Origin of the sequence: Bradyrhizobium sp. AZCC 1610, assembly GCF_036924515.1 — a bacterium.
GTDB lineage: Bacteria > Pseudomonadota > Alphaproteobacteria > Rhizobiales > Xanthobacteraceae > Bradyrhizobium.
On record NZ_JAZHRR010000001.1, the window covers coordinates 2,368,333 to 2,389,391 of the forward strand.

Genomic DNA, 21,059 nt, shown 5'->3' on the forward strand with positions numbered 1-21,059 from the left:
CCCGCTACTTCCAAAGCCAGGGAAGTCGGCCAGACAACAGTGAGCCTCGATGTCGATTGCGAATTCCATCCGTGCGCAGATTCCGCCGATCCATCCCGAGGGCTATCCTTTCATCGGCGGCTTTGCGCTGGTCAGCCTGATCCTGTTCTGGATCTGGACGCCGCTCGGCTGGATCGGCACGCTTTTGACGGTCTGGTGCGCGCTGTTCTTCCGCGATCCCGTTCGCGTCACGCCGGTGCGCGATGGCATCTTGGTGTCGCCGGCCGATGGCCGTGTCTCGATGATCGCGCAAGTTTTGCCGCCGGCCGAACTCGGTCTCGGCGACCGGCCGCTGCTGCGCATTTCGGTCTTCATGAGCGTGTTCAACTGCCACGTGAACCGCAGCCCGGTGTCGGGCCGCATCGACCGTATCGTCTACCGGCCCGGCACCTTCGTCAACGCCGAGCTCGACAAGGCCAGCGAAGACAATGAGCGCAATTCGCTTGTCATCTCGACCACGAACGGGCGGATCGGCGTGGTCCAGATCGCCGGCCTGGTGGCGCGGCGGATTGTCTCATTCGTGCGGGAAGGCCAGTCGATCGGCGCCGGCGAGCGGTTCGGCCTGATTCGTTTCGGCTCGCGTCTGGACGTTTATTTGCCCGAAGGTTCGAAATCGCTGGTTTCCGAGGGCCAGACCGCGGTTGCCGGCGAGACGATTTTGGCCGATTTCGGGTCGAGCGAGCAGGGCCGGACGTTTCGGGCCGATTAACCAACCCCCGGCCGCCTAAAAGGCTAAGCCGCCGCCAATGGTGAACCGGGCCGGCGCTTGCTATATAATGGCAAGCCATGCTGACCCCAGATCCCAAATACCCTGAACTGCGCCGCCGCCGGTTTCGCCCGATCCCGGTGCGGATGCTGGTGCCCAACGTCATCACCTTGCTCGCGATCTGCGCCGGGCTGACGGCGATCCGCCTGTCGATCGAAGGGCGGATGGAGCTTGCGGTTGCCGCCATCGTATTCGCAGCCGTCCTCGACGGGGTCGACGGCCGTGTCGCGCGCATGATCAAGGGCCAGTCGAAATTCGGCGCCGAACTCGACAGCCTTGCGGATTTCGTCAATTTTGGCGTTGCGCCCGGCCTGATGCTGTACTTCTGGCAGCTGCAAGAGCTGAACAATGGCGGCTGGATCGCGGCGATGGTGTTTGCGATCGCGGGCGGCCTGCGGCTCGCGCGCTTCAATGCCAGTATCGACGATCCGAACAAACCCGCCTTTGCGGCGAATTATTTCACCGGCGTACCGGCGCCGGCCGGCGCCATCCTTGCGATGCTGCCGTTCTATCTGTCGTTTCTCGGCGTCCCGAAGCCGCCGGCGATGCTGACCGCGGGCTATATACTTGTCATCGCGTTCCTGATGGTGTCGCGCCTGCCGGTGTTTTCCGGCAAGACTGTGCGGATGCGCGTGCCGCCCGAAATGGTGCTGCCGGTTTTCGTCTCCGTGGTGTTCTTCGTCGCACTGCTGATCGGCTATCCCTGGCACATCCTGTCGATCGGCTCGGTGCTCTACCTCGGAAGCCTGCCCTGGGGGTGGAAGTCCTATCGCGACCATGAGCGCAAGGCGGCAGCGGCGCAGCCGCCTGCCACGGCTGAAGCCGCCGCGCCGTCAACTCCGGCGGCGGCCTTTCCGCCGGCCCCAAGCGATACCGAGGACGAGCGGCCGGTTCGGCTCAACTGAACCCTCGCGCCATTTCCGATATATCTGCCATGAGCCGCGACCGAGTTGGGTTCGCGGTCGATCTCGGCTATACGGCTTCCATGCACGGCTCTCAAGAAACAGCCGGCGCGACAATAATCAGGAGAGAACGCCGTGAACAAAGCCGTTACCGCCCCGCTGCCTGCTTCCGTCCTCGAAGCGCTGGCGCGCTATGACACGCCGACGATCTGCAACGCGATGGAAATCGTCGCGCCGGAGCGCCGCCTGATCGGCTACACCACCAAGCCGCTGGTCTGCCCGTTTCCCGATTTGCCGCCCATGGTCGGCTATGCCCGCACCGTGACGATCCGCTCGGTGCTCAAATCTACCCTTCCAGCCGACGAGCAGGCGAAGCGCCGCATCGCCTATTACGAATATGTCGGCACCGGCTTCGGTCCGCGCATCACCGTGATCCAGGATATCGATGGCGCCGATGTCGGCTACGGCGCGTTCTGGGGCGAGGTGCAGAGCAACGTGCACAAGGCGCTCGGCTGCCTCGGCGTCATCACCGACGGCTCGATCCGCGACATCCCGCAATGGGCGCCGGGTTTCCAGGCGCTGGCCGGTTCGGTCGGGCCGTCGCACGCCTGGGTTCACGCCGAAAACTGGGGCGGCGAAGTGCGCGTCGCGGGCATGACCGTGCATTCCGACGATCTGATCCACGCCGACCAGCACGGCGCCATCGTGATCCCGGTCGACATCGCGGCGAAGATTCCGGAAGCCGCCGAACTCTGCGGCCGGCGCGAAACGCCGATCCTGGAGATCGCACGCAGCCCGGACTTCACGCTCGAAAAGCTCAAAGAGGCGCTGAAGCGTTCGTCCGAGATCCACTGACGAAAAGTCGGGGTTCAACAAACAGGGGGAAACGTCATGAAGGGGTTCTGGGCGGCGCTGTCATTCTTGATCCTCTTCGGTGCTGCGGCTGCGCAGGCGCAAACCTATCCCTCCCGCCCGATCACGCTGGTGGTGCCGTTCCCGCCGGGAGGATCGACCGATGCCGCCGCCCGGATCATGGCCGAGCGGATGCGCGCAACGCTCGGGCAATCCGTCGTGATCGAAAATGTCGGCGGCGCCGGCGGCAGCATTGGTGTCGGGCGCGTCGCCCGCGCCGCGCCTGATGGCTACACCTTCGACATCGGCCAGTGGGACACCCACGTCGGCAGCATCATCTACAAGCTCGACTACGACCTCGAAAAAGACTTCGAGCCGATCGCGCTTGTTTCCAACAATCCCCAGCTCATGGTCGCCAAGAAAGACCTGCCAGCGAACACGCTGGCCGAACTGGTCGCGTGGATGAAGGAAAACCCCGGCAAGATCAACTTCGTCAACCAGAACGCGGCGGCGAACGTCACCGGCGTGATGTTCGAGAACCTGACCAAGCAGAAAGTGCAGTTCATTCCCTATCGCGGCGCAGGTCCCGCGATGACCGACCTGATCTCCGGTACGGTGGATCTGCTGGTCGTGCAGGGCGCGGTGGCGCTGCCGCAAATCCGCGCCGGCAAGATCAAGGCGCTCGCCAATCTCTCGGCCACGCGCTCGGCCTCGATGCCTGACATTCCGACCGCGGACGAGACCGGCGTGCCCGGCCCCTATATGTCCGGCTGGTTCGCCTTCTGGGCGCCAAAGGGCACGCCGAAGGATGTTATCGCCAGGCTCAACACCGCGACGGTGGAGGCGCTGGCCGACCCCGCGATCCAGAAGCGGTTTACCGAATTGGGGCTAGACATCGCGCCCCGCGCGCAGCAGACGCCGGAAGGGTTGGCCGCCTTCCAGAAGGCCGAGATCGAAAAATGGTGGCCGATCATCAAGGCCGCCGGGATCGGCGTGCAGGCGCAGTGAGCGCCAACGCTATGGTTAGCGAATCCTTGAGACCATGCGGGGCGTGGGCCCGCAATTCTACGACCGCGCTTTAGGTTTAACCTTTACGCGTCTTTAATGGCGCGGTCGTAGGGTGCCGCTTGCGCGGCTCCGAATGGGGGCGCGACCGTCCAGGACGGCCGGTAGTTCGCGTGTGCGTCGGAGTGCAGAATGGATATCACCACGCTCGTTGGCCTGGTCGTCGGCGGCATCGTCCTGTCGACGCTGATCTTGATGGGCGGTGACTTCCGGATGTTCTACGACATCCATGCCGTCATCATCATCTTCGGCGGTTCGTTCGCGGCGACACTGATCCGCTTTCCGCTCAGCGCGATCCTCCATGGCATGCCGCTCGGTGCAAAATTCGCCTTCACCATGAGCCGGCTCTCGGCGCGCGATCTGGTCGACGAACTGGCGCGGATTGCGGAAATCGCACGCAAGCAGGGCCCGGTCGGGCTGGAAAAGGTCGAGACCGACGAGCCGTTTCTCGCCAAGGGCATCCGCTACGTCGCCGACGGCTACGATCTCGAATTCATCCGCGACAACATGGAGCGCGACCGCGACAACTTCCTGATGCACCTGAACGAGGGCTCGAAGATCTATCGCGCCATCGGCGACTGCGCCCCGGCGTTCGGCATGATCGGCACGCTGCTCGGCATGGTGCAGATGTTCTCCAACATGTCGGACCCTTCGAAACTCGGTCCATTCATGGCTGTGGCCTTGCTGGCGACCCTTTACGGTGCGCTGGTGGCCAACCTGATCTGTCTGCCGATCGCCGACAAGCTGCACGGCAAGCTGATCGACGAGGAAACCAATCGCACGTTGATCATCGACGGCATCCTGATGATCCGCGATTCCAAGAGCCCGGCGCTGGTGCGTGAAATGCTGCTGGCCTATCTGCCCGAGAAGCATCGCCACGAGGAAGGCGAACTGGCTCCGGCTTGATCGGTACCGGCATCCAGTCGCGGAAATAGAGAACATGGCCAAGAAAAAGCGCGAAGAGGCACATGGCGGTCACGGCTGGTTCGTGACGTTCGCCGATCTGATGGCGCTGCTGCTGGCATTCTTCGTGATGCTGGTCGCGTTTTCCAGTCAGGATAAGGACAAGCTGAAAATCGTTGCCGGCTCGATGCGCGAAGCGTTCGGCGTGCAGACCGAATCCCGATATTCTGGAATCGTCGAATCCGACGGCCTGCCGACGCGCCCGAAGCTGAAAAATGTCGAGCATATTTCGCCCGAGGATTCCTCCAATACCCCGACGCCTGACGAGAAGGACCGTCAGCGCGAAACCGGCGCCCGCTTGAAGGTCGATCGCGAGTTCGCGCTCGCCTCGGCCTCATTGCGCCAGGCGCTGCAGGACATGCCGGAACTGACCGAAATGTCCAAGCACATCATGTTTGAGGAAACCAAAGAGGGTCTCAATCTCGAAATCGTCGACCAGGATGGCCGCTCGATGTTCGCCGACGGCTCCAAGGTCCCCTTCGACCGCACCCGCCGGCTGATCCAGAAACTGGCCGTGCCGTTGAAGGCGACGCCGCTGCGGGTCAGAATTGTCGGCCACACCTCGGCCGGTTTCGTGCCGGCGCGCAGCGAATATGGCCCGTTCGATCTGTCGGCGGACCGCGCCAACGTCGTGCGCCAGATCCTCGAACGCGAGGGGCTGCCGGCATCCCACATCTACGCCGTCGGCGGCAGGGCCGACAGCCAGCCATTGTTTCCCGATGATCCGACATTGTCGGCAAACCGCCGCGTCACCATCACATTGATGCGCGAAAATCCGCCGCTTCCACCCAACCTGAAGCCGTAAGACGCCGGAACTACCATAATACCACTCCGCCATTTCGATCCGCTTTGCGTGCGCTCCGCATCGCATGCGGTGCTATGCTTGCCCGACGATTGACAGGCAGCGCGGAAGCGTCGATAGCCGCCCGGATCAATTCAACGACGAGAACGTTCCTCTCCATCATGGCTGTCAGCGTCACATCTACCGAAGCCCATGAGGGGCACGGGCAGGCCACCTCAGGCTTTTGGGCCCTGACGCTGGGGAGCATCGGCGTCGTGTTCGGCGATATCGGCACCTCGCCGCTGTATGCGTTTCGCGAGGCCGTCACCCACGCGGCGGAGGGCCAGCCGGTATCACGCATCATCGTGCTCGGTGTGCTCTCGCTGATCCTGTGGTCGCTCTTCATCGTCGTGACGGCCAAATATGTGCTGCTGCTGTTGCGCGCCGACAACAACGGCGAGGGCGGTACGCTTTCCCTGATGGCGCTGGGGCAACGGGCGTTGGGCCGCCGGAGCTGGCCTCTGCTGGCGCTCGGCGTCGTCGGCGCCTCGATGTTCATCGGCGATTCCATGATTACGCCGGCGATTTCGGTGTTGTCGGCGGTCGAAGGTCTCAAGCTCGTCACGCCCGCGCTCGAACATTACGTGGTGCCGCTGACGATCTTCATTCTCGTCGTGCTGTTCTCGGTGCAGAGCAGTGGCACCGCGCGCGTCGCCTCGCTGTTCGGGCCGGTCATGGTGGTCTGGTTCGCAACGCTGACGATTTTGGGCCTGATCCACATCAGCGACGATCCTACGGTGCTCTACGCGATCAATCCCTGGTACGCGATCCAGTTCATGCTTTCGCACGGCACTATCGGACTGGTGACAATGGGTTTGGTGTTTCTGGCCGTGACCGGCGGCGAGGCGCTTTATGCGGACCTCGGCCATTTCGGACGCAAGCCGATCCAGACCGGCTGGTTCTATTTCGTGATGCCAGCGCTCTTGATCAATTACTTCGGGCAAGGCGCGCTGGTGTTGGCCGACCCGGCGGCGATCCAAAATCCGTTTTACCGGTTGGTTCCTGAAATCCTGCTGTTGCCGATGGTCGTGCTGGCGACCGCCGCGACCGTGATCGCGAGCCAGGCGGTGATAACCGGCGCTTTTTCGCTGATCCGCCAGGCGGTGCAGCTCGGCCTCCTGCCACGGTTCGAGGTGCGCTATACCTCGGAGACGCATGCCGGCCAGATCTACCTGCCGCGCGTCAACCGGCTGCTGCTGATCGGTGTCGTGCTGCTGGTGCTGCTGTTCCGCACCTCGAGCGGTCTGGCTTCGGCCTACGGCATCGCCGTCTCCACGACCATGGTGGTCGACGGCATCATGGGCTTTGTGGTGATCTGGAAATTGTGGAACTGGCGCGCAGCGACGGCGGCGGCCGTAATCCTGCCCCTCGTCGTCGTCGACATGAGCTTCTTCGCCGCAAATTTGCTGAAGCTGCTCGAAGGCGCCTGGGTGCCGCTGCTGTTCGGCGTCGCCGTGGCGGTGATGATCTGGACCTGGCGGCGGGGTGCCGCGATCCTGACCGCGAAGACGCGGCGCATCGAGGTGCCGCTGGCGGACCTGATCAAGAGCCTGGAAAAGCGGCCGCCCCACATCGTCAAGGGCACGGCGGTGTTTCTGACCTCCGATCCGAGCTTCGTGCCGACCGCGATGATGCATAACCTCAAGCACAACAAGGTGCTGCACGAACACAATGTGATCCTGACCATCGAAACCGCCCAGACGCCGCGGGTCGATCCGTCCGAGCGCGTCAAGATGGAAACCATCAGCGAGAAGTTCTCCACGGTGCGGCTGCGGTTTGGCTTCATGGAATCGCCGAACGTGCCCAAGGCGCTGGTGATCGCGCGCAAGCTCGGCTGGCAGTTCGACATCATGGCAACCTCGTTCTTCGTGTCGCGGCGGTCGCTCAAGCCGTCGGCGCAGTCGGGCATGCCGCTGTGGCAGGATCATTTGTTCATCGCGATGAGCCGGTCGGCGAACGACGCCACCGACTACTTCGAGATCCCCACGGGGCGGGTGGTGGAAGTTGGAACTCAAGTAACCATCTGATATTTATAAGAAAAAATTCTCCGGAAAGCTTCCGTCATCCATGCTTTTGGCGCATACCGGAGGCCTGAATTCCGGCTAACCTGTGCGGGCACGCCGGGAGTATAGGGCAGCCCTCCTGCATTTGTGCAGTGCGGTAAACCACCGAGGCCCCTCTCATGTCAGTCCAGTTTGCGATCCCCGCGGCGGAAACGCCCGCGGCCAACGGTCATGGTGAAACGCATTCCACCGCCGGCTTCAAGGCCCTGATGCTCGGCAGCATCGGCGTCGTCTATGGCGACATCGGCACCAGCCCGCTGTACGCATTGCGCGAAGCCATCGTCGCGGCCAGCGGGCACGCGGGCACTGCCAATCCGCAAGCGGTGCTGGGCGTGCTGTCGCTGATCCTGTGGGCGCTGGTCGTCGTGGTGACGATGAAATATGTGCTGATCCTGCTGCGCGCCGACAACAACGGCGAGGGCGGAACGCTGGCGCTGATGGCGCTGGCGCAACGTGCGGTCGGCAAGGGCGGCGGTGCGATCGTGCTGCTCGGCATCATATCTGGTGCGCTGTTCTACGGCGACGCAGTCCTGACACCGGCGCTATCGGTATTGTCGGCTATCGAGGGCATCAAGCTCGTCACAGTGACCTTTGAACACTATGTCGTGCCGCTGACATTGGTCATTCTGGTTGCTCTGTTTGCGGTCCAGTCCCACGGCACCGCGCGCGTTGCCGCATTCTTCGGACCGATCATGTGCGTCTGGTTCGCCGTCATCGCGATCGCGGCCGTGCCGCAGATCGCGCGCCACCCCGAAGTGCTGTCGGCGTTCAACCCGCTCCACGCCGTCTCCTTCATGCTCCATCACGGCATGATCGGCTTCATCACGCTGGGCGCAGTGTTTCTCGCCGTCACCGGCGCCGAGGCGCTCTACGCCGACCTCGGCCATTTCGGCAAGCGGCCGATCCAGACCGCATGGCTGTTCATCGTGCTGCCGTCGCTGGCGATAAACTATCTGGGGCAGGGCGCGCTGCTGATTGCCGATCCCAAGGCGATCGAGAACCCGTTCTTCCTGATGTTCCCGGACTGGGCGCTGATCCCGATGGTGGCGCTGGCGACGGCGGCGACCGTGATCGCGAGCCAGGCCGTCATCACCGGCGCCTATTCGCTGACGCGAACGGCGATCCAGCTCGGCCTGATGCCGCGATTCGAAATTCGTCATACATCGGAAGCCCATTCCGGCCAGATCTACATTCCCCGCATCAACATGCTGCTGTTCGTTGCGGTGATGCTGCTGGTGGTCCTGTTCCGCTCGTCGAGCGCGCTGGCCGCGGCCTACGGAATCTCCGTGACCGGGACCATGGTGGTCACGGCCATGATGGGCTTCGTCGTGATCTGGCGGGTCTGGAAATGGTCGCCGATCGCGGCCGCAGCCCTGATCGCGCCGTTTTTGTTCCTCGACATCACCTTCCTCGCGGCCAATCTGCTGAAGGTGTTCGAGGGCGGCTGGGTGCCGCTGGCGCTGGGCGGCGTCGTGATGCTCCTGATGTACACGTGGCGGCGCGGCAGCCGGCTGCTGTTCGAGAAATCGCGCAAGCTGGAATTCCCGCTGGCCGAGCTGGTGGCGATGCTGGAGAAGCGCCCGCCGCAGCGGGTGCCCGGCACCGCCGTGTTCCTCACCAGCGATCCCGAATGCGCACCGACGGCGCTGATGCACAGCCTGAAGCACTACAAGGTGCTGCACGAGAAGAACGTCATCCTCACCATCGAGACTGCGCCGACGCCGCGGATCGACGATGCCGAGCGGGTGCGGATGGAGCAGCTCAGCGAGACCTTCTCCAAGGTCACGCTGCGGTTCGGTTTCATGGAATCGCCCAATGTGCCGAAGACGCTGGCGATCGCCCGCAAGCTCGGCTGGCAGTTCGACATCATGTCGACGTCGTTCTTCCTGTCCCGCCGTGCGCTCAAGCCGGCCGCGCATTCGGGCATGCCGCGCTGGCAGGACCTGCTGTTCATCCGCCTCAGCCAGTCCGCCAACGACGCCACGGACTATTTCCAGATCCCGACCGGGCGGGTGGTGGAAGTGGGAACGCAGGTCACGATCTAGGGGCGTGAACTCAGCCACGAACGAGTTTTGCAATGAGTTCGCAATTTCATTCGCACGGGACGCGCGGAAAGAACGTTTCAGGGAATAGCGGCGGCCCCCTGTGAGCAAAGACGTCAAAGGCAAATTGGCGCTGCCATAAAAGGAAAAACGGGAGGAACATCTGCCCTGACGGGCTCTTTCCTTTCTCGGGGCAATCAGGAGGAGGCTACCATGAGGACACCTCAGCTCTCCGCATTGGTGTTTGCTCTGCTTACCTTCAATGCCGTCGCCGCGGAACCTCAGAAGCTGTGGGAGGCGAGTGGCTTCAAGCAGCCCGAGTCGGTGGTCTTTGACCGAGCCGCGGGGGCCATTTATGTGTCGAACGTCAACGGCGATGCGATGAAAAAGGATGGCAACGGCTTCATTTCAAAGCTCGCGCCGGATGGAAAGGTCGTGACAATTGAGTGGGTCAAGGGGCTCGACAGTCCGACCGGACTCGCGCTTTCCAACGGCAAGCTGTACGCCGCAGACGTGGATCGGATTGCGGAAATCGACCTCGCCAAGGGCGAAATTATCAACCGATACGAGGCACCCGGATCCAAATTCTTGAACGACCTCGCGGCTGACAAGAGGGGACGGGTTTACGTCTCCGATATGGTGACAAACAGCATTTGGGTGCTCGACGGCGGCAAGCTGTCTCTCTTGATGCAGGATGACGCGCTCGACAACCCGAACGGGCTTTTCGTCGAGGACGGTAGGCTTGTGGTCGCGTCGTGGGGCAAGATGGCCCCGGACTTCTCGACCAAGGTACCTGGCCACATGAAGGCGATCGATCTCGCAACGAAGAAAGTGTCTGCTCTCGGTGACCCGACACCAGTCGGCAATTTCGATGGCGTCGAGCCCGATGGCAAGGGCGGCTATCTTGTCACCGACTGGGTAAGCGGCGGCCTGTTCCGCGTCGCGAACAATGGAAAGCCGACGCGCCTCCTTCCGCTCACGAAGGGGAGCGCCGATCTCGGCGTGGGGCCGGACGGTACCGTCATGATCCCGATGATGATGGACGGCACTGTTGTGGCTTACAGGATCGACCCACGCTGAAAGGATTGCGCCTGAGCAGCGTAGGCACGTGCGCCCGCGAGAGGGAACCGTACTGGATCTTCGTCCTTGAGGATGCAATCGACGTAGGCGGCCCTGGCATGGCGTTGTCCAGTCGTGTGCGAGGTGTGCCGCTCCGCACGCATCGAGCATCGGGAGCTAGGTCCATGAAAGCCGAGCAAGTCCTTAGCCAAGGAGCGATCGGTACAGGTCCAGATATCGATCGGCCATCCGGTCTACCGTAAAACGCTCGGACACCGCTGCTCGGCATGCGGCACGATCAATACGTTGGCTTCAAATGAATGAAAGAGGCCGCCAATTGAGGCGGCCTTACTGCGGCGCTTGCAGGCCGGGAGACGAAAGCCACGCATTCACCTGCGAAGCAGTTACAGCCTGGCGAGCTTTTCTGATCCTGGCGTCGCGCAACGGACCCGGCGGGAGTTCATTCGCCTCGTCATTGAGGCGCACGGCCTCCGGCGTTAGACGGTCTTGTAACGGTGCTTTGGGTTGGTTGCGCTGGATGAGGGGCATAGTGGCTCTCCGAAACGGGCGGGAGCACAATACTCTCAGTCACCGATGGAAGCCGAAGACGGGACGGTGATGGAACCAGTAGATTCCCATTATTTTCGGTTGCCAACTTAAGAAACTTTAACTCTCCGAACCCTTGTCCAGAACGAATTAGGACACTGCCCGCAGCTCAGGACAATTTCGAGTCAAATCCCCGACGACCGGTGCCGGCCGAAATGGGCCATTCGCTGGATCAAAGCAGGTCACCAATGCAAACAGCGCCCCCAAGCCGAATAATGCTTGGTGGCGCTGTGTTGAAATCCGGACAGTGCAATCCCCCGGCAATTATCTGTCTACGGAGGCGCAATAAGGTTCAACGGCCAGCGGCAACTGAGGCGGCCTTACTTGTCGGTCTCCCGGAGCTTCTGCTCAAGTTCCGCGATCTTATGTTGTCGCAGGAAGGCAACAGCTTCATTGTTTCTTGGGCGGAACAGAACATCTGACTCCACACGCATCCCGGCTTGGATCAGTCTCTTGAAGCCGGGGGTCGGCGGATCGAAGTTTTACCCGGCTGGCCGCAGGGCGCGAATGCCCGCGGCATTTCATGTGCGACTGTGGGACTGTGCTCGGAAAGCCCAGGCTGAAGCCTTGAGTGGCAGAGATATTCCGATGCGATGCTGACATTGTGAGGAGTAGCGCAAATGAGTTTCATCCGCGCGAACGACCATCCCAATCCCGATAGTCCGGAAGACCCGCTGTACTACGCACCGCGCTCGGTGCGCAGCATGGCGAACCCACGATCCAACGCGACACCGCGGACGAGATCGGACCATTTGCCTCCCACTCCCCCTTTGTCTCGTTTTGATGAGATGCGCGAGGAAGCCTTCGCCAAGTCCAGCCGTCCGTTGGAGTCACAATTCATTTACGAACGCCGTCGACCACGCGGATTGCTCGCCACCGCGGGCGCAATTGCCGCGGCAATCGGTGTCACTGTGATCTTGGCGCTCGTTCTGTTTAACGCGCTTCCAAGGTCAAAAAGTGATCCCTCGGAACTCGCCGTTTCCATTTCGACTCCTGCATCGGCTACGCCGGCCCAAGTGATTTCCGAAGACTCCCAGGCACTGCTCCAAGGATTCAAGCAATTTCAAAAGACGCAGGAAGGCCAAAACCCGGAACATGCTGTTTCTGGATCCGCCTCCGTTGGTACGGCTAAAGAGGGACCCGAAAAATCCCAAGCTCTGCTTGAAAAATTCATTCAGTGGCAGCAGAAATAGCGTTCCACCTCTCATTGCGGAGGTCGCAGTTCGATGCCGTAGCGGGCATAGATCCGCGCGATGGTGCCATCGGCGAGCAGGGCCTCGATCGCCGTATCGACGCGCGCTCGCAGCTTGTCGTCGGGGCCAAGTAGCCCAGCCGCAATATTCCAGTTCAAATCCTGGTCGTTGTCGAACGCCGGAATAAGGCGCAACGGTTTGTCGGCATGCTGCAGATTGAACCAGCCGACCGTCATCGGTGTGACGGCGGCTGCCTCGATTTCGCGATTGGTCAACGCTGCAACAATATCGTCCTCGAACACGAACGGAGACGTGGCGGTGCCGGCCTTGGCGAGCGTCATGGAGACCAGCGAGCCGACCGGTACCCCGACCCGCTGATCGGAACCGAGACTTGCCAGTGACGACGCCGGCGAATCGCCGCGCACTGCGAGTACGACGCCGCTGCGATGGTAGGGACGCGAAATCCGCACACCGCCCGCGGGCGGCGTATCCTTGCGGGCGATGACGTCGAGCACGAGGTCGCAATCGGCGCGGCGATACTGGATCGCACTGACCACCCACTCCCGCGTGAGCTTGACGCCGAGTTGCTCGGCGATTTTCTCGCCGAGTTCGATCTGAAATCCCGGGACCGGTCCGGCCTTGCTTGCAAACGGCAGCGCGTTGGGGCTGGCGCAAAGCGTCAACGCGCCGCGCTCGATGACGGTTTCCAGCGAGCGGGCATCCGCCGGCGCGTTCCAGAGCATCAGCAGCGAGAGGCTTGCCGCGTATCGGGCGCGGCGATATCGCGCCGCGGAGAACGCTCTAGTCATCGAGCCCTCGAATGTAGGCCAGGATCGCGATGATCTGGCCGTCACTGAACACCGACCCATACGCGGGCATGGCGCCCGTCTTGCCCTTCTTGATACGCTCGATGATGTATTCGTCGCTGCGCTCGGACTTCGACAGCTTCGGACCTCTGCCCGCATGACGGCCGCCGTCCTGGTGGCAAAAGCCGCAGGTGGTAGCGAACATTTTCCCGCCTTCGATGTCGTCCGGCGAGGCTTCGGCTTGCGGCAGCGGATTTGCCGCGCCCGCTGGGGTGGATTGTTGTGCAAACGAGGCGTTTGGCAGCCATGGCCAGATGATGGCCAGGGAAGCAACGATTACAAACGGTATTCGCATTCCGGCATCCGCATTCACCGCGACGTGTTGACCGCAAGAGCGGCAACGGTTGACCGCAAGGGCGGCAACGTATGGACCGGCAAGGGCGGCAGGGAGAGATCGATCCCCGCCGCCAACGCCATCGTTATTGCCTGAGCGCGAACACAACCAGGGCACCGGTATTCTTCGTCATGCTCTTGAAGGGCTCGCCATAGAGCGCGACAAACTCGTCGGCCACCAGGCTGCCCCAGCCCGCCGGTACGGCGATGTACTGCTTGCCACCGGCCATGTAGCTGATGATGCCGGCGTTGTGTCCCATGCCGTTGTTGCGCGACCACAGCTCTTCGCCGGTGTCCGCGTTATAGGCGTGCACAATGCCCTCGGAATCCGGCACGAATACCAGATTGCCGGCGGTGGCAAGAACGCTGGCGAGCGGCGGTTGCTTGTAGTTGACCTCCCACTTCTTGGCGCCGGTGACCGGATCGCGGGCGCTAAGATGACCACGGGCCGGTCCGTCCGGCGGCGCTATAGCCTTGAACGTGGCGCCGAGGTTGAGCTGAGCCATCGGCTCCAGGATCGGCGTGGTCTTCTCGACGGTCAGCTCCATGCACCACTCCTGCCCGATCCGGTAGAAGAGCCCGTTCTTGGGACTATAGGCGCCAGAGTTCCAGCTGATGCCGCCCATGATAGCCGGACACAACGGCGGGTCGACCTTGCCTTCCGCGAGATCGCGGCGACCGATCAGTTCGCCGGTCTTCGGATCAATGCTCTTGACGAAGTTGATGTTCTTTACCAGCGGCCAGACGTTCTCGACCTTGGCGTTGGAACGATCATAGACGAAGACGTATCCGCTCTTGTTGGCGTGCACCACGAGCTTCTTGCCGCCACGCTCGATCATGACGAACTCGCCGACGGAAGAGTCGAAGTCCCAGGCATCATGCGGCAGCTCCTGGTGGTAGAATTTGAGCTTGCCGGTATCGGGATCGAGCGCGATCACCGATGTCGTGTAAAGATTGTCGCCCGGCCGCGGTCCGCTCTTCTTCCAGTCCGCACCCGACCAGTCGTAGAGCGGCGCCGGGTTGGCGGTGCCCCACCACACCGTATTGCTTTCCGGGTCATAGGTTCCGGGCATCCAGCCGCCACCGCCGCCGGTCCGCCAGGAGTCACCACCCCAGGTTTTCATGGCCTCTTCGGTGCCGGCGACCGTGAAGAACTCCCATTTCTTCGCTCCGGTCTTGCCGTCGACGCCGAAGATCGGTCCGCGACCGGTCCATTCGCCGCCCTGGGCGCCGATGATCACCTTGTCCTTCACCACCAGCGGCGCGCCGGTAAAGCCGACCGTCACCTTCTTGGAATCCAGCAGCTTGGTGTCCCACACCGGCTTGCCGGTCTTCAGATCGAGCGCGATCAAGCGCCCATCGACCGTGCCGACGTAGAGATTGCCGTGTCCGATGGCGATGCCGCGGTTGTATGGCGAGTGCGTCTGCTTGGAGACCAGGTCCTCGTCGAGCTCCGGCGCGTAGGCCCAGATGGTCTTGCCGGTCGCGCCGTCCAGCGCGTAGATCCGGCTGTAGGAGCCCGAATAGTACAGCACGCCGTCAAGGGCCAGCGGCGTCGACTGAATGCCGCGGGTGGCGCGCTCCGGAAAATGCATCCAGGCGACTTCGAGATTCTTGACGTTGCCGGTATTGATCTGGTCGAGGCCGCTGTAATGGTAGGACTTGTAGGTGCCGTGATACGTCGGCCAGTCGTTCTGGGTCGCCTCGGCATTCAGGGCCGCGTCTTGAGGCTGCGTCGGCGCTTGAGCGCGCGTCGGCGAGACGGTGACCAGGGCAGCCACCGCCAGCGCGGCGCAGCCGACGAGATATCGTTCATGGAAAGTCATCTGTATCCTCCCCTTGTCGTTGTTTGTTGGGCCGAATTTTCGTCGCGACCCTTGCAGGATGCTCTCGCGTCAAAGCCTCATAGGGTCAGGAGTTCGAGATAGATGGCATGGACCGGCGGGACCACCATCGTGAGGGGATGGCAGCATTTCTTGTCGGCCGAGTGAGAAGTTGTTCTCGAGAAGGGCGCCATTCAGGGCAGGGCGGCATACGCCGTCATGGCCAGGACTTGCCTGCCCCACGCTGCGCCCGGCGATGTCGGTGCGGTGCACCATGACACGTCCCTCGATGCGCGCCCATTAGTTGACCGGATTGTTGTTTTTTTGTGGAGCGCCAGTCGGCGGTGGCAACCTTGAGCTGAAGTCCAGTCATTCCGGCGACGGCGCGCGGGAGCGCCGGCGATAGTACTGCTGCAGCAGCCGCAACTCGTGCCGGGCGGAACAGCTCTGCTAACCGCGGATCACCGCATTGGCCTTCTCGGCGGCGTTGGTCATCGCAATCTTCGCCGGCTTCGCTCTGGAGACCACTTCATTCACGCCGATCATGAAAGCGTCGAGGATCGGTCTCGAGTGCGGATGGAAAAGGATCGCCTTGGCGCGCTCGACATCGGCATTCTGCAAGTTGGTCAGCGCCGCCTCCGCGGCTTGTGCGCCGAACGCCTTCCTGAAGTCCTCGCTCGACCAGGCCGATACGCGTGTCGTCGCCAGTCCCGCTGCTGCGGTCCGCATCGAGGTCGGCTTGCTTGTCGCCCACAGCAGAAACAAAAAAGCCGCCCGCTTGTTTCGCGATTTGGAATTGATGCACGCCTGCCAGTGCGACATGAAGGGCACGGAGGTGCGACCGGCGACATGCGGAAAGGCGGCAAACACGGCCTGACTGGCAACGTGGCTTTTGGCTGGATTGGAGATGTCGGTAGCGAAGTTGCTGCTGTCGATCGCCATCGCCGTCTTGCGCTGCAGGAAGTCGTCCAGCACGTGGTACCATTCGTAGCCGCCCACACCGCCAGGGCCGGCTTGACTGAGCAGCTGACCGTACATCTCGATGGCCGCGATGGCCTCCGGGCTCGCGAAAGCGGCCTTGTTGTCCTTGACCATGTCCCCGCCGTAGGAGAACACGAAGCTCATGGCCGGCACGGACGAATTGCCGCCGGCCTGGGCCCGCATGGCGATCCCGGACATCTCATTGGTCTTGACCGCGTTCGCGGTAACCAGCAGCTCATCGAAAGTCTGGGGAACCGGCAGGTTCTTGGCTGCCAGCGCATCGCCGTTGATGAACAAGGTCACCGCCTCGGAAGTGATCGGCATGGCGTAGCGTTCGCCGTCCCGCCACAACGGGAAGGCTCGGGCGGTCTTGAGTAGGTCGCCCTCGTCATACCAGCCGAGATTGGTCAGCGACTTGTCGGAAAAATGGGCGCTCAGCGGCTCGAGCCATCCGTTCGAGATGCCCTGGCCATAGGTCGTGTACATGAAGACGTCAGGTGTGCCGCCGCCACGGGCGAGCTGGATCGGAAGCGCGCCGAGGTACGTGGTCTCCAATCGGAAGTCGGTAACGACGCTGATGCCGGTGAGCTTGGTGAAATCCCACAAAAGCGGAGTGATTGCGTTCGACCAGGGATGGATCGCGCCTGCGAGCGTGATCGTCTGCCCCGCAAATTGTTTCCAATCTATCGCAGCGTTGGCATAGATCGCGGCGACATCCTCTGCGAAACCCCACCGCGGCAGCATGGCGAGGGCCGGCAAGGCCACCCCCGCCGCGCCCAATCCCTTGACGAAGCTGCGCCGGCTGGCCGATCTTGGAGTGCTCGGCGAATTTTCACTCTGCAACTTTTCATCTGGAGCCATGTACTTGCTCCTGCCGGGGGATCGGCCTTGGTCTTCACAACGCGCGGGCGGGGCCTTACCCGTGACGTTCTTGCCCCTTGCGTGTAATCTGCGCGGTAGAACGTGCCGGTTCCCGTCTTACCCACGCGGACCGTGGCAATATTTTATACTAGCAATGCTCAGCGTCGGCATCAGAAAACAATCGCTCACGCGAGCATCGAAGACCTGGGCCCATGTCAATCCTTCTGAGCCAGTCCTTTCGGTGGTTTGCGCGTCCGCTGGCGCTGGTGGTCGTGGCGCTTCTGACTGTGGTTGTCGCGACCGGGTTTCTCGGCCTCCGATATTGGCAGGAGCGACAAGCGGCAAATCTTGCGCACGAGCGCAGCCGCCAGGTGCTTGAGACGCTGGATCGGCTGAAAACGATCATCGCCGACGTGGAGGCCCAAAGGCGCGGCTATCTGCTGACTCTCGATCCCTCATATCTCAAGGCCTACGGCGTCTCCGACGAAAGCGTGCGGCGGGACGCGCAGGCGCTTCAGGCGCTGGTAGTGGGCGATCCATTGCAGAACCATCGTGCCGGACATCTGGCACTGACCGTCGCAGCAAAGCTGCGCGAGATCGATGACATCGTCAAAACTGCCCGAACCGGCTCCGGGCCGGCAGCGCTGGCGATGATCCGCAGCCTGGACGAAATAAGATCGCAGATCGACCAGATGGTGGACCACGAGCGCTTCCTGCAGGTGGATCAGGAGAGGCGCACCGAGGCGCTCGAACAACGCAAAGCCTGGCTGATCGCAACCGCCATCGTCATCGTCGCAGTCCTGGCAGGGGTGGCGTTGGCGCTCGCACGACTCGAAGCGATCCGGCGGCGTAAGGCGATCGCGGAGAACATCGCGCTCCACAGCGATCTCCTGGCGCGCGACAAGAAGATCCGCCGCCTGGTCGACGCCAACATCGTCGGGATCATCATCTGGGATCTCGAAGGTCGCATTTTTGAGGCCAATGATGCGTTTCTCCATATGTTGGGTTACGACCGGGAGGATCTTGCCTTGGGGCGGGTGAACCGGACGGACCTGACGCCGGCGGAATGGCGCGACCGCGACGCACGCACCGTGGACGAGCTGAAGCGGATGGGGACCGTCCAACCATTCGAGAAGGAGTACTTCCGGAAGGATGGCAGTCGCGTGCCCGTGCTGATGGGCGGGGCGATGTTCGAACAAAGCCCAAATCAAGGCGTTGGCTTTGTCCTCGATTTGACCGAACGCAAGCAGGCGGTAGAAGCGCTGCGGCAGAGCGAGGAGCGCTTTCGCACCCTCGTGCAGTTCTCCTTCGACGTGTACTGGGAGACCGATGCGCAACATCGCTTTACTCACCAGGAGTTCGCGGAGAGCCTTGCCGACGCGCCGGCGTCGGACTCCGAGATCGGTAAGACACGTTGGGAAGTGCCTTACCTGGAGCCTGATGAAGAAGCTTGGCGCAAGCACCGGGAGACGCTCGATGCCCACCTGCCGTTCCGTGATTTTGAGCTCGCGCGGCCTGCACCCGACGGCAGCAGGCGTTACGTGTCTGTCTCTGGGCTGCCGGTGTTTGACGATACGGGGCGCTTCGTCGGCTACCGCGGCGTCGGGCGGCACATCACCGAACGCAGGCTTGCCGAAGAAGCCTTGCGCGCCACGCAGGCGGAGCTCGCGCACGTCAATCGCGTCACGACGATGGGACAGCTGACGGCCTCGATCGCCCACGAGGTCAACCAGCCGATCGCCGCGACGGTCACCAACGCCCAGGCCGCCCTGCGCTGGCTGCGCGCTCAACCGCCCAATCTCGGCGAGGTTCGCGACTCCCTCAGCCGTATCGTCGAGGACGGCAAGCGCGCCGGCAACGTCATCGGCGGGATCCGGGCCCTCATCAACAAGTTGCCGCCGCGGAAGGATCGGTTCGACCTCAATGAAGCCGTCCTCGAAATGGTCGCGCTGACCCGAAGCGAAGTGCTCAATCATGGCATCTTGCTGCAGACCGAGCTCGCGCCGGGATTGCCCAGGGTGGATGGCGATCGCACTCAACTGCAGCAGGTGATCCTGAACCTGATCCTCAATGCTGTTGAAGCCATGGGCGACATCGACGAGGGGACGCGCGAGCTACAGATCAACACCGAGAGGGAGGTCGCCGGCGGCGTGCTCGTCACGGTTCGCGATTCCGGCCCGGGCCTGGACCCGGCGGATGTGGAGCAGGTTTTCACGGCCTTCTACACGACGAAGCCCAAGGGCATGGGCATGGGCCTCGCTATCTGCCGGTCGATGGTCGAGGCTCACGGGGGACGGATGTGGGCAAGCGCGAATGAACCTCGGGGCGCCGTTTTTCAATTTACCCTGCCGCTGGAACAAGACGAGAGCATTCCAGCCCAGCACGTCCGGTCCAATCCAGCCGCATGAGATTGCAGGACTGCAGCTCCGCAATGCTGTTGAAGCCATGGGCGACATCGACGAGGGGACGCGCGTGCTACAGATCAACACCGAGAGGGAGGTCGCCGGCGGCGTGCTCGTCACGGTTCGCGATTCCGGCCCGGGCCTGGACCCGGCGGATGTGGAGCAGGTTTTCACGGCCTTCTACACGACGGAGCCCATGGGCATGGGCCTCGCTATCTGCCGGTCGATGGTCGAGGCTCACGGGGGACGGATGTGGGCAAGCGCGAATGAACCTCGGGGTGCCGTTTTTCAATTCACCCTGCCGCTGGAACAAGACGAGAGCATTCCAGCCCAGCACGTCCGGTCCAATCCAGCCGCATGAGATTGCAGGACTGCAGCTCCGCGTTACCGGTGTTCCCCTTGAGCCAGGGGCGGACCTGCGCCCAATGTAGTGGACCCGCCGCGCAATCGCGGCTGGCAGTTCGAATGTCCGCCTGGAAGCGCATTAAGGACTCAAGCCGGACACGGCGCCATGTCTGACAAATGCCAACACCGCAATCTCAATCTACGATTTTCCAGTACGAGTCCTTGCGGATCACCTTGCCATTGCGGAACGTATAGAAGTCACAACCTCGGACCTCCTTTCTCGTACCCTCGCGGGTGGTGCCTGTGAGGGTCCATTTTGAGATGCCGGTATCGGCAGCCGCATCCACAAAATGCTCATCGTTGCCGTAGTGGACATCGGGCAAGCCTTCAAAGCGTGTTGCCAGCGCTTCTCGTACATTCCGTTTGCCCTCGAAACGGGAGCCCCAGGGACTGCTTCCCCTCGGCATCTCCAAGACACAATCATCAGAAAAGCATGCCATGATGCGATCAAGATCGTGCGCGTTGAAGGCTTCACATAGCTCCTTCAGTTCGGCTCGAATGTCCATTTGTTGTCTCCATCCCAGTTGATATTTTTTCGCGCGCGTCCGACGGTCCGAGGTGAGCCGTTCGCCGCGCTTGAGGGTCGATCAACCACTTCCAGTCTACCCCTGTTAGCGGACGTTCGCAGGATAAGCCGGGCATGTCGCAACAGCCGATTTGGGTTCATGGCTTGAAATATGTTCCGGTCCTGAGCGAGCCGCTTAGTACCCGCGCCGCTTTCGTTCCTGTTCCGGATTAGGCGCGAGCCGCAAGTTCGTCAGCCCGCGGTCTGAAGCGTTATTGAAGCAACGAGGCCCCGGCGAGTTGAAGTGGAAGCATCCGCTCGACTGACACTGTGCCACTCGCTCTCTGCACACGCTTGCGCAATTGCCGCCACTCGGACAGGTTCGGTTGCAGACACGTTGCCAGACCGCGCAGAACTCCCCGAGGTTGCGTGCTTCCTGGGCTGTTGCCGTATCGGGCACTGAAAAGAAGAATATGCCAAGCGCAAGTGCAC

At 62.2% G+C, this 21,059-nt stretch carries 16 protein-coding genes and 2 pseudogenes; 13 read left to right on the plus strand and 5 right to left on the minus strand.

Annotation, left to right across the window (positions count from 1 at the left end):
• The first annotated feature begins 49 nt into the window (after window positions 1-49).
• From V1279_RS11285 to V1279_RS11330, 10 genes are all read left to right on the plus strand, one after another.
• On the plus strand, window positions 50-748 hold the full coding sequence (locus V1279_RS11285; protein ID WP_334435422.1) for a phosphatidylserine decarboxylase: 699 nt from the start codon (window positions 50-52) through the stop codon (window positions 746-748).
• Between the two features lie 80 nt (window positions 749-828).
• The gene (locus V1279_RS11290; protein WP_334446328.1) at window positions 829-1,710 is read left to right on the plus strand and encodes a CDP-alcohol phosphatidyltransferase family protein; all 882 of its coding nucleotides are present in this window, start codon (window positions 829-831) and stop codon (window positions 1,708-1,710) included.
• A gap of 180 nt (window positions 1,711-1,890) precedes the next feature.
• The gene (locus tag V1279_RS11295; protein ID WP_442894886.1) at window positions 1,891-2,562 is read left to right on the plus strand and encodes an RraA family protein; all 672 of its coding nucleotides are present in this window, start codon (window positions 1,891-1,893) and stop codon (window positions 2,560-2,562) included.
• Between the two features lie 36 nt (window positions 2,563-2,598).
• Window positions 2,599-3,567: a Bug family tripartite tricarboxylate transporter substrate binding protein gene (locus tag V1279_RS11300; protein ID WP_334435428.1), complete on the plus strand. Its 969-nt coding sequence runs from the start codon at window positions 2,599-2,601 to the stop codon at window positions 3,565-3,567.
• Window positions 3,568-3,756: 189 nt separating this feature from the next.
• A complete protein-coding gene (locus V1279_RS11305) occupies window positions 3,757-4,530 on the plus strand; it encodes a motility protein A (protein ID WP_334435431.1) in 774 nt (257 codons plus the stop codon).
• 34 nt (window positions 4,531-4,564) lie between these two features.
• A complete protein-coding gene (locus tag V1279_RS11310) occupies window positions 4,565-5,392 on the plus strand; it encodes an OmpA/MotB family protein (RefSeq protein ID WP_334435434.1) in 828 nt (275 codons plus the stop codon).
• 158 nt (window positions 5,393-5,550) lie between these two features.
• A complete protein-coding gene (locus V1279_RS11315; protein ID WP_334435437.1) occupies window positions 5,551-7,455 on the plus strand; it encodes a potassium transporter Kup in 1,905 nt (634 codons plus the stop codon).
• Window positions 7,456-7,610: 155 nt separating this feature from the next.
• Window positions 7,611-9,536: a potassium transporter Kup gene (locus V1279_RS11320; protein ID WP_334435439.1), complete on the plus strand. Its 1,926-nt coding sequence runs from the start codon at window positions 7,611-7,613 to the stop codon at window positions 9,534-9,536.
• A 210-nt stretch (window positions 9,537-9,746) separates the two neighbouring features.
• A complete protein-coding gene (locus tag V1279_RS11325) occupies window positions 9,747-10,613 on the plus strand; it encodes an SMP-30/gluconolactonase/LRE family protein (RefSeq protein WP_334435442.1) in 867 nt (288 codons plus the stop codon).
• Window positions 10,614-11,818: 1,205 nt separating this feature from the next.
• Window positions 11,819-12,391 (plus strand): hypothetical protein, encoded by a 573-nt coding sequence (locus V1279_RS11330; protein ID WP_334435445.1) that lies wholly within the window; start codon window positions 11,819-11,821, stop codon window positions 12,389-12,391.
• An 11-nt stretch (window positions 12,392-12,402) separates the two neighbouring features.
• Here V1279_RS11330 and V1279_RS11335 read toward each other — a convergent pair whose 3' ends face one another.
• The 4 genes from V1279_RS11335 to V1279_RS11350 form a co-directional block, all read right to left on the minus strand.
• Complete coding sequence (locus V1279_RS11335; protein WP_334435448.1) at window positions 12,403-13,200, minus strand: substrate-binding periplasmic protein; 798 nt, start codon at window positions 13,198-13,200, stop codon at window positions 12,403-12,405.
• A complete protein-coding gene (locus tag V1279_RS11340; protein ID WP_334435450.1) occupies window positions 13,193-13,552 on the minus strand; it encodes a c-type cytochrome in 360 nt (119 codons plus the stop codon). The genes V1279_RS11335 and V1279_RS11340 overlap by 8 nt, the downstream gene beginning before the upstream one ends.
• A gap of 124 nt (window positions 13,553-13,676) precedes the next feature.
• Entirely contained in the window at window positions 13,677-15,416 is a 1,740-nt protein-coding gene (locus V1279_RS11345; protein ID WP_334435453.1) for a pyrroloquinoline quinone-dependent dehydrogenase, read from the minus strand.
• Between the two features lie 447 nt (window positions 15,417-15,863).
• Window positions 15,864-17,255, minus strand: a complete 1,392-nt coding sequence (locus V1279_RS11350) for an ABC transporter substrate-binding protein (RefSeq protein ID WP_334435456.1) — start codon at window positions 17,253-17,255, stop codon at window positions 15,864-15,866.
• Window positions 17,256-17,467: 212 nt separating this feature from the next.
• Between V1279_RS11350 and V1279_RS11355 the strand changes: the two are divergent.
• The 3 genes and pseudogenes from V1279_RS11355 to V1279_RS11365 form a co-directional block, all read left to right on the plus strand.
• Window positions 17,468-17,926, plus strand: a pseudogene (locus V1279_RS11355) (CHASE3 domain-containing protein); the annotation flags it as partial.
• 183 nt (window positions 17,927-18,109) lie between these two features.
• Window positions 18,110-19,663: pseudogene (locus V1279_RS11360) on the plus strand (PAS domain-containing sensor histidine kinase); the annotation flags it as partial.
• Complete coding sequence (locus V1279_RS11365) at window positions 19,569-20,018, plus strand: ATP-binding protein (protein ID WP_334435459.1); 450 nt, start codon at window positions 19,569-19,571, stop codon at window positions 20,016-20,018. The pseudogene V1279_RS11360 and the gene V1279_RS11365, both read left to right, overlap by 95 nt.
• A gap of 178 nt (window positions 20,019-20,196) precedes the next feature.
• Here V1279_RS11365 and V1279_RS11370 read toward each other — a convergent pair whose 3' ends face one another.
• Complete coding sequence (locus V1279_RS11370; protein ID WP_334435461.1) at window positions 20,197-20,568, minus strand: nuclear transport factor 2 family protein; 372 nt, start codon at window positions 20,566-20,568, stop codon at window positions 20,197-20,199.
• Window positions 20,569-21,059 lie beyond the last annotated feature (491 nt).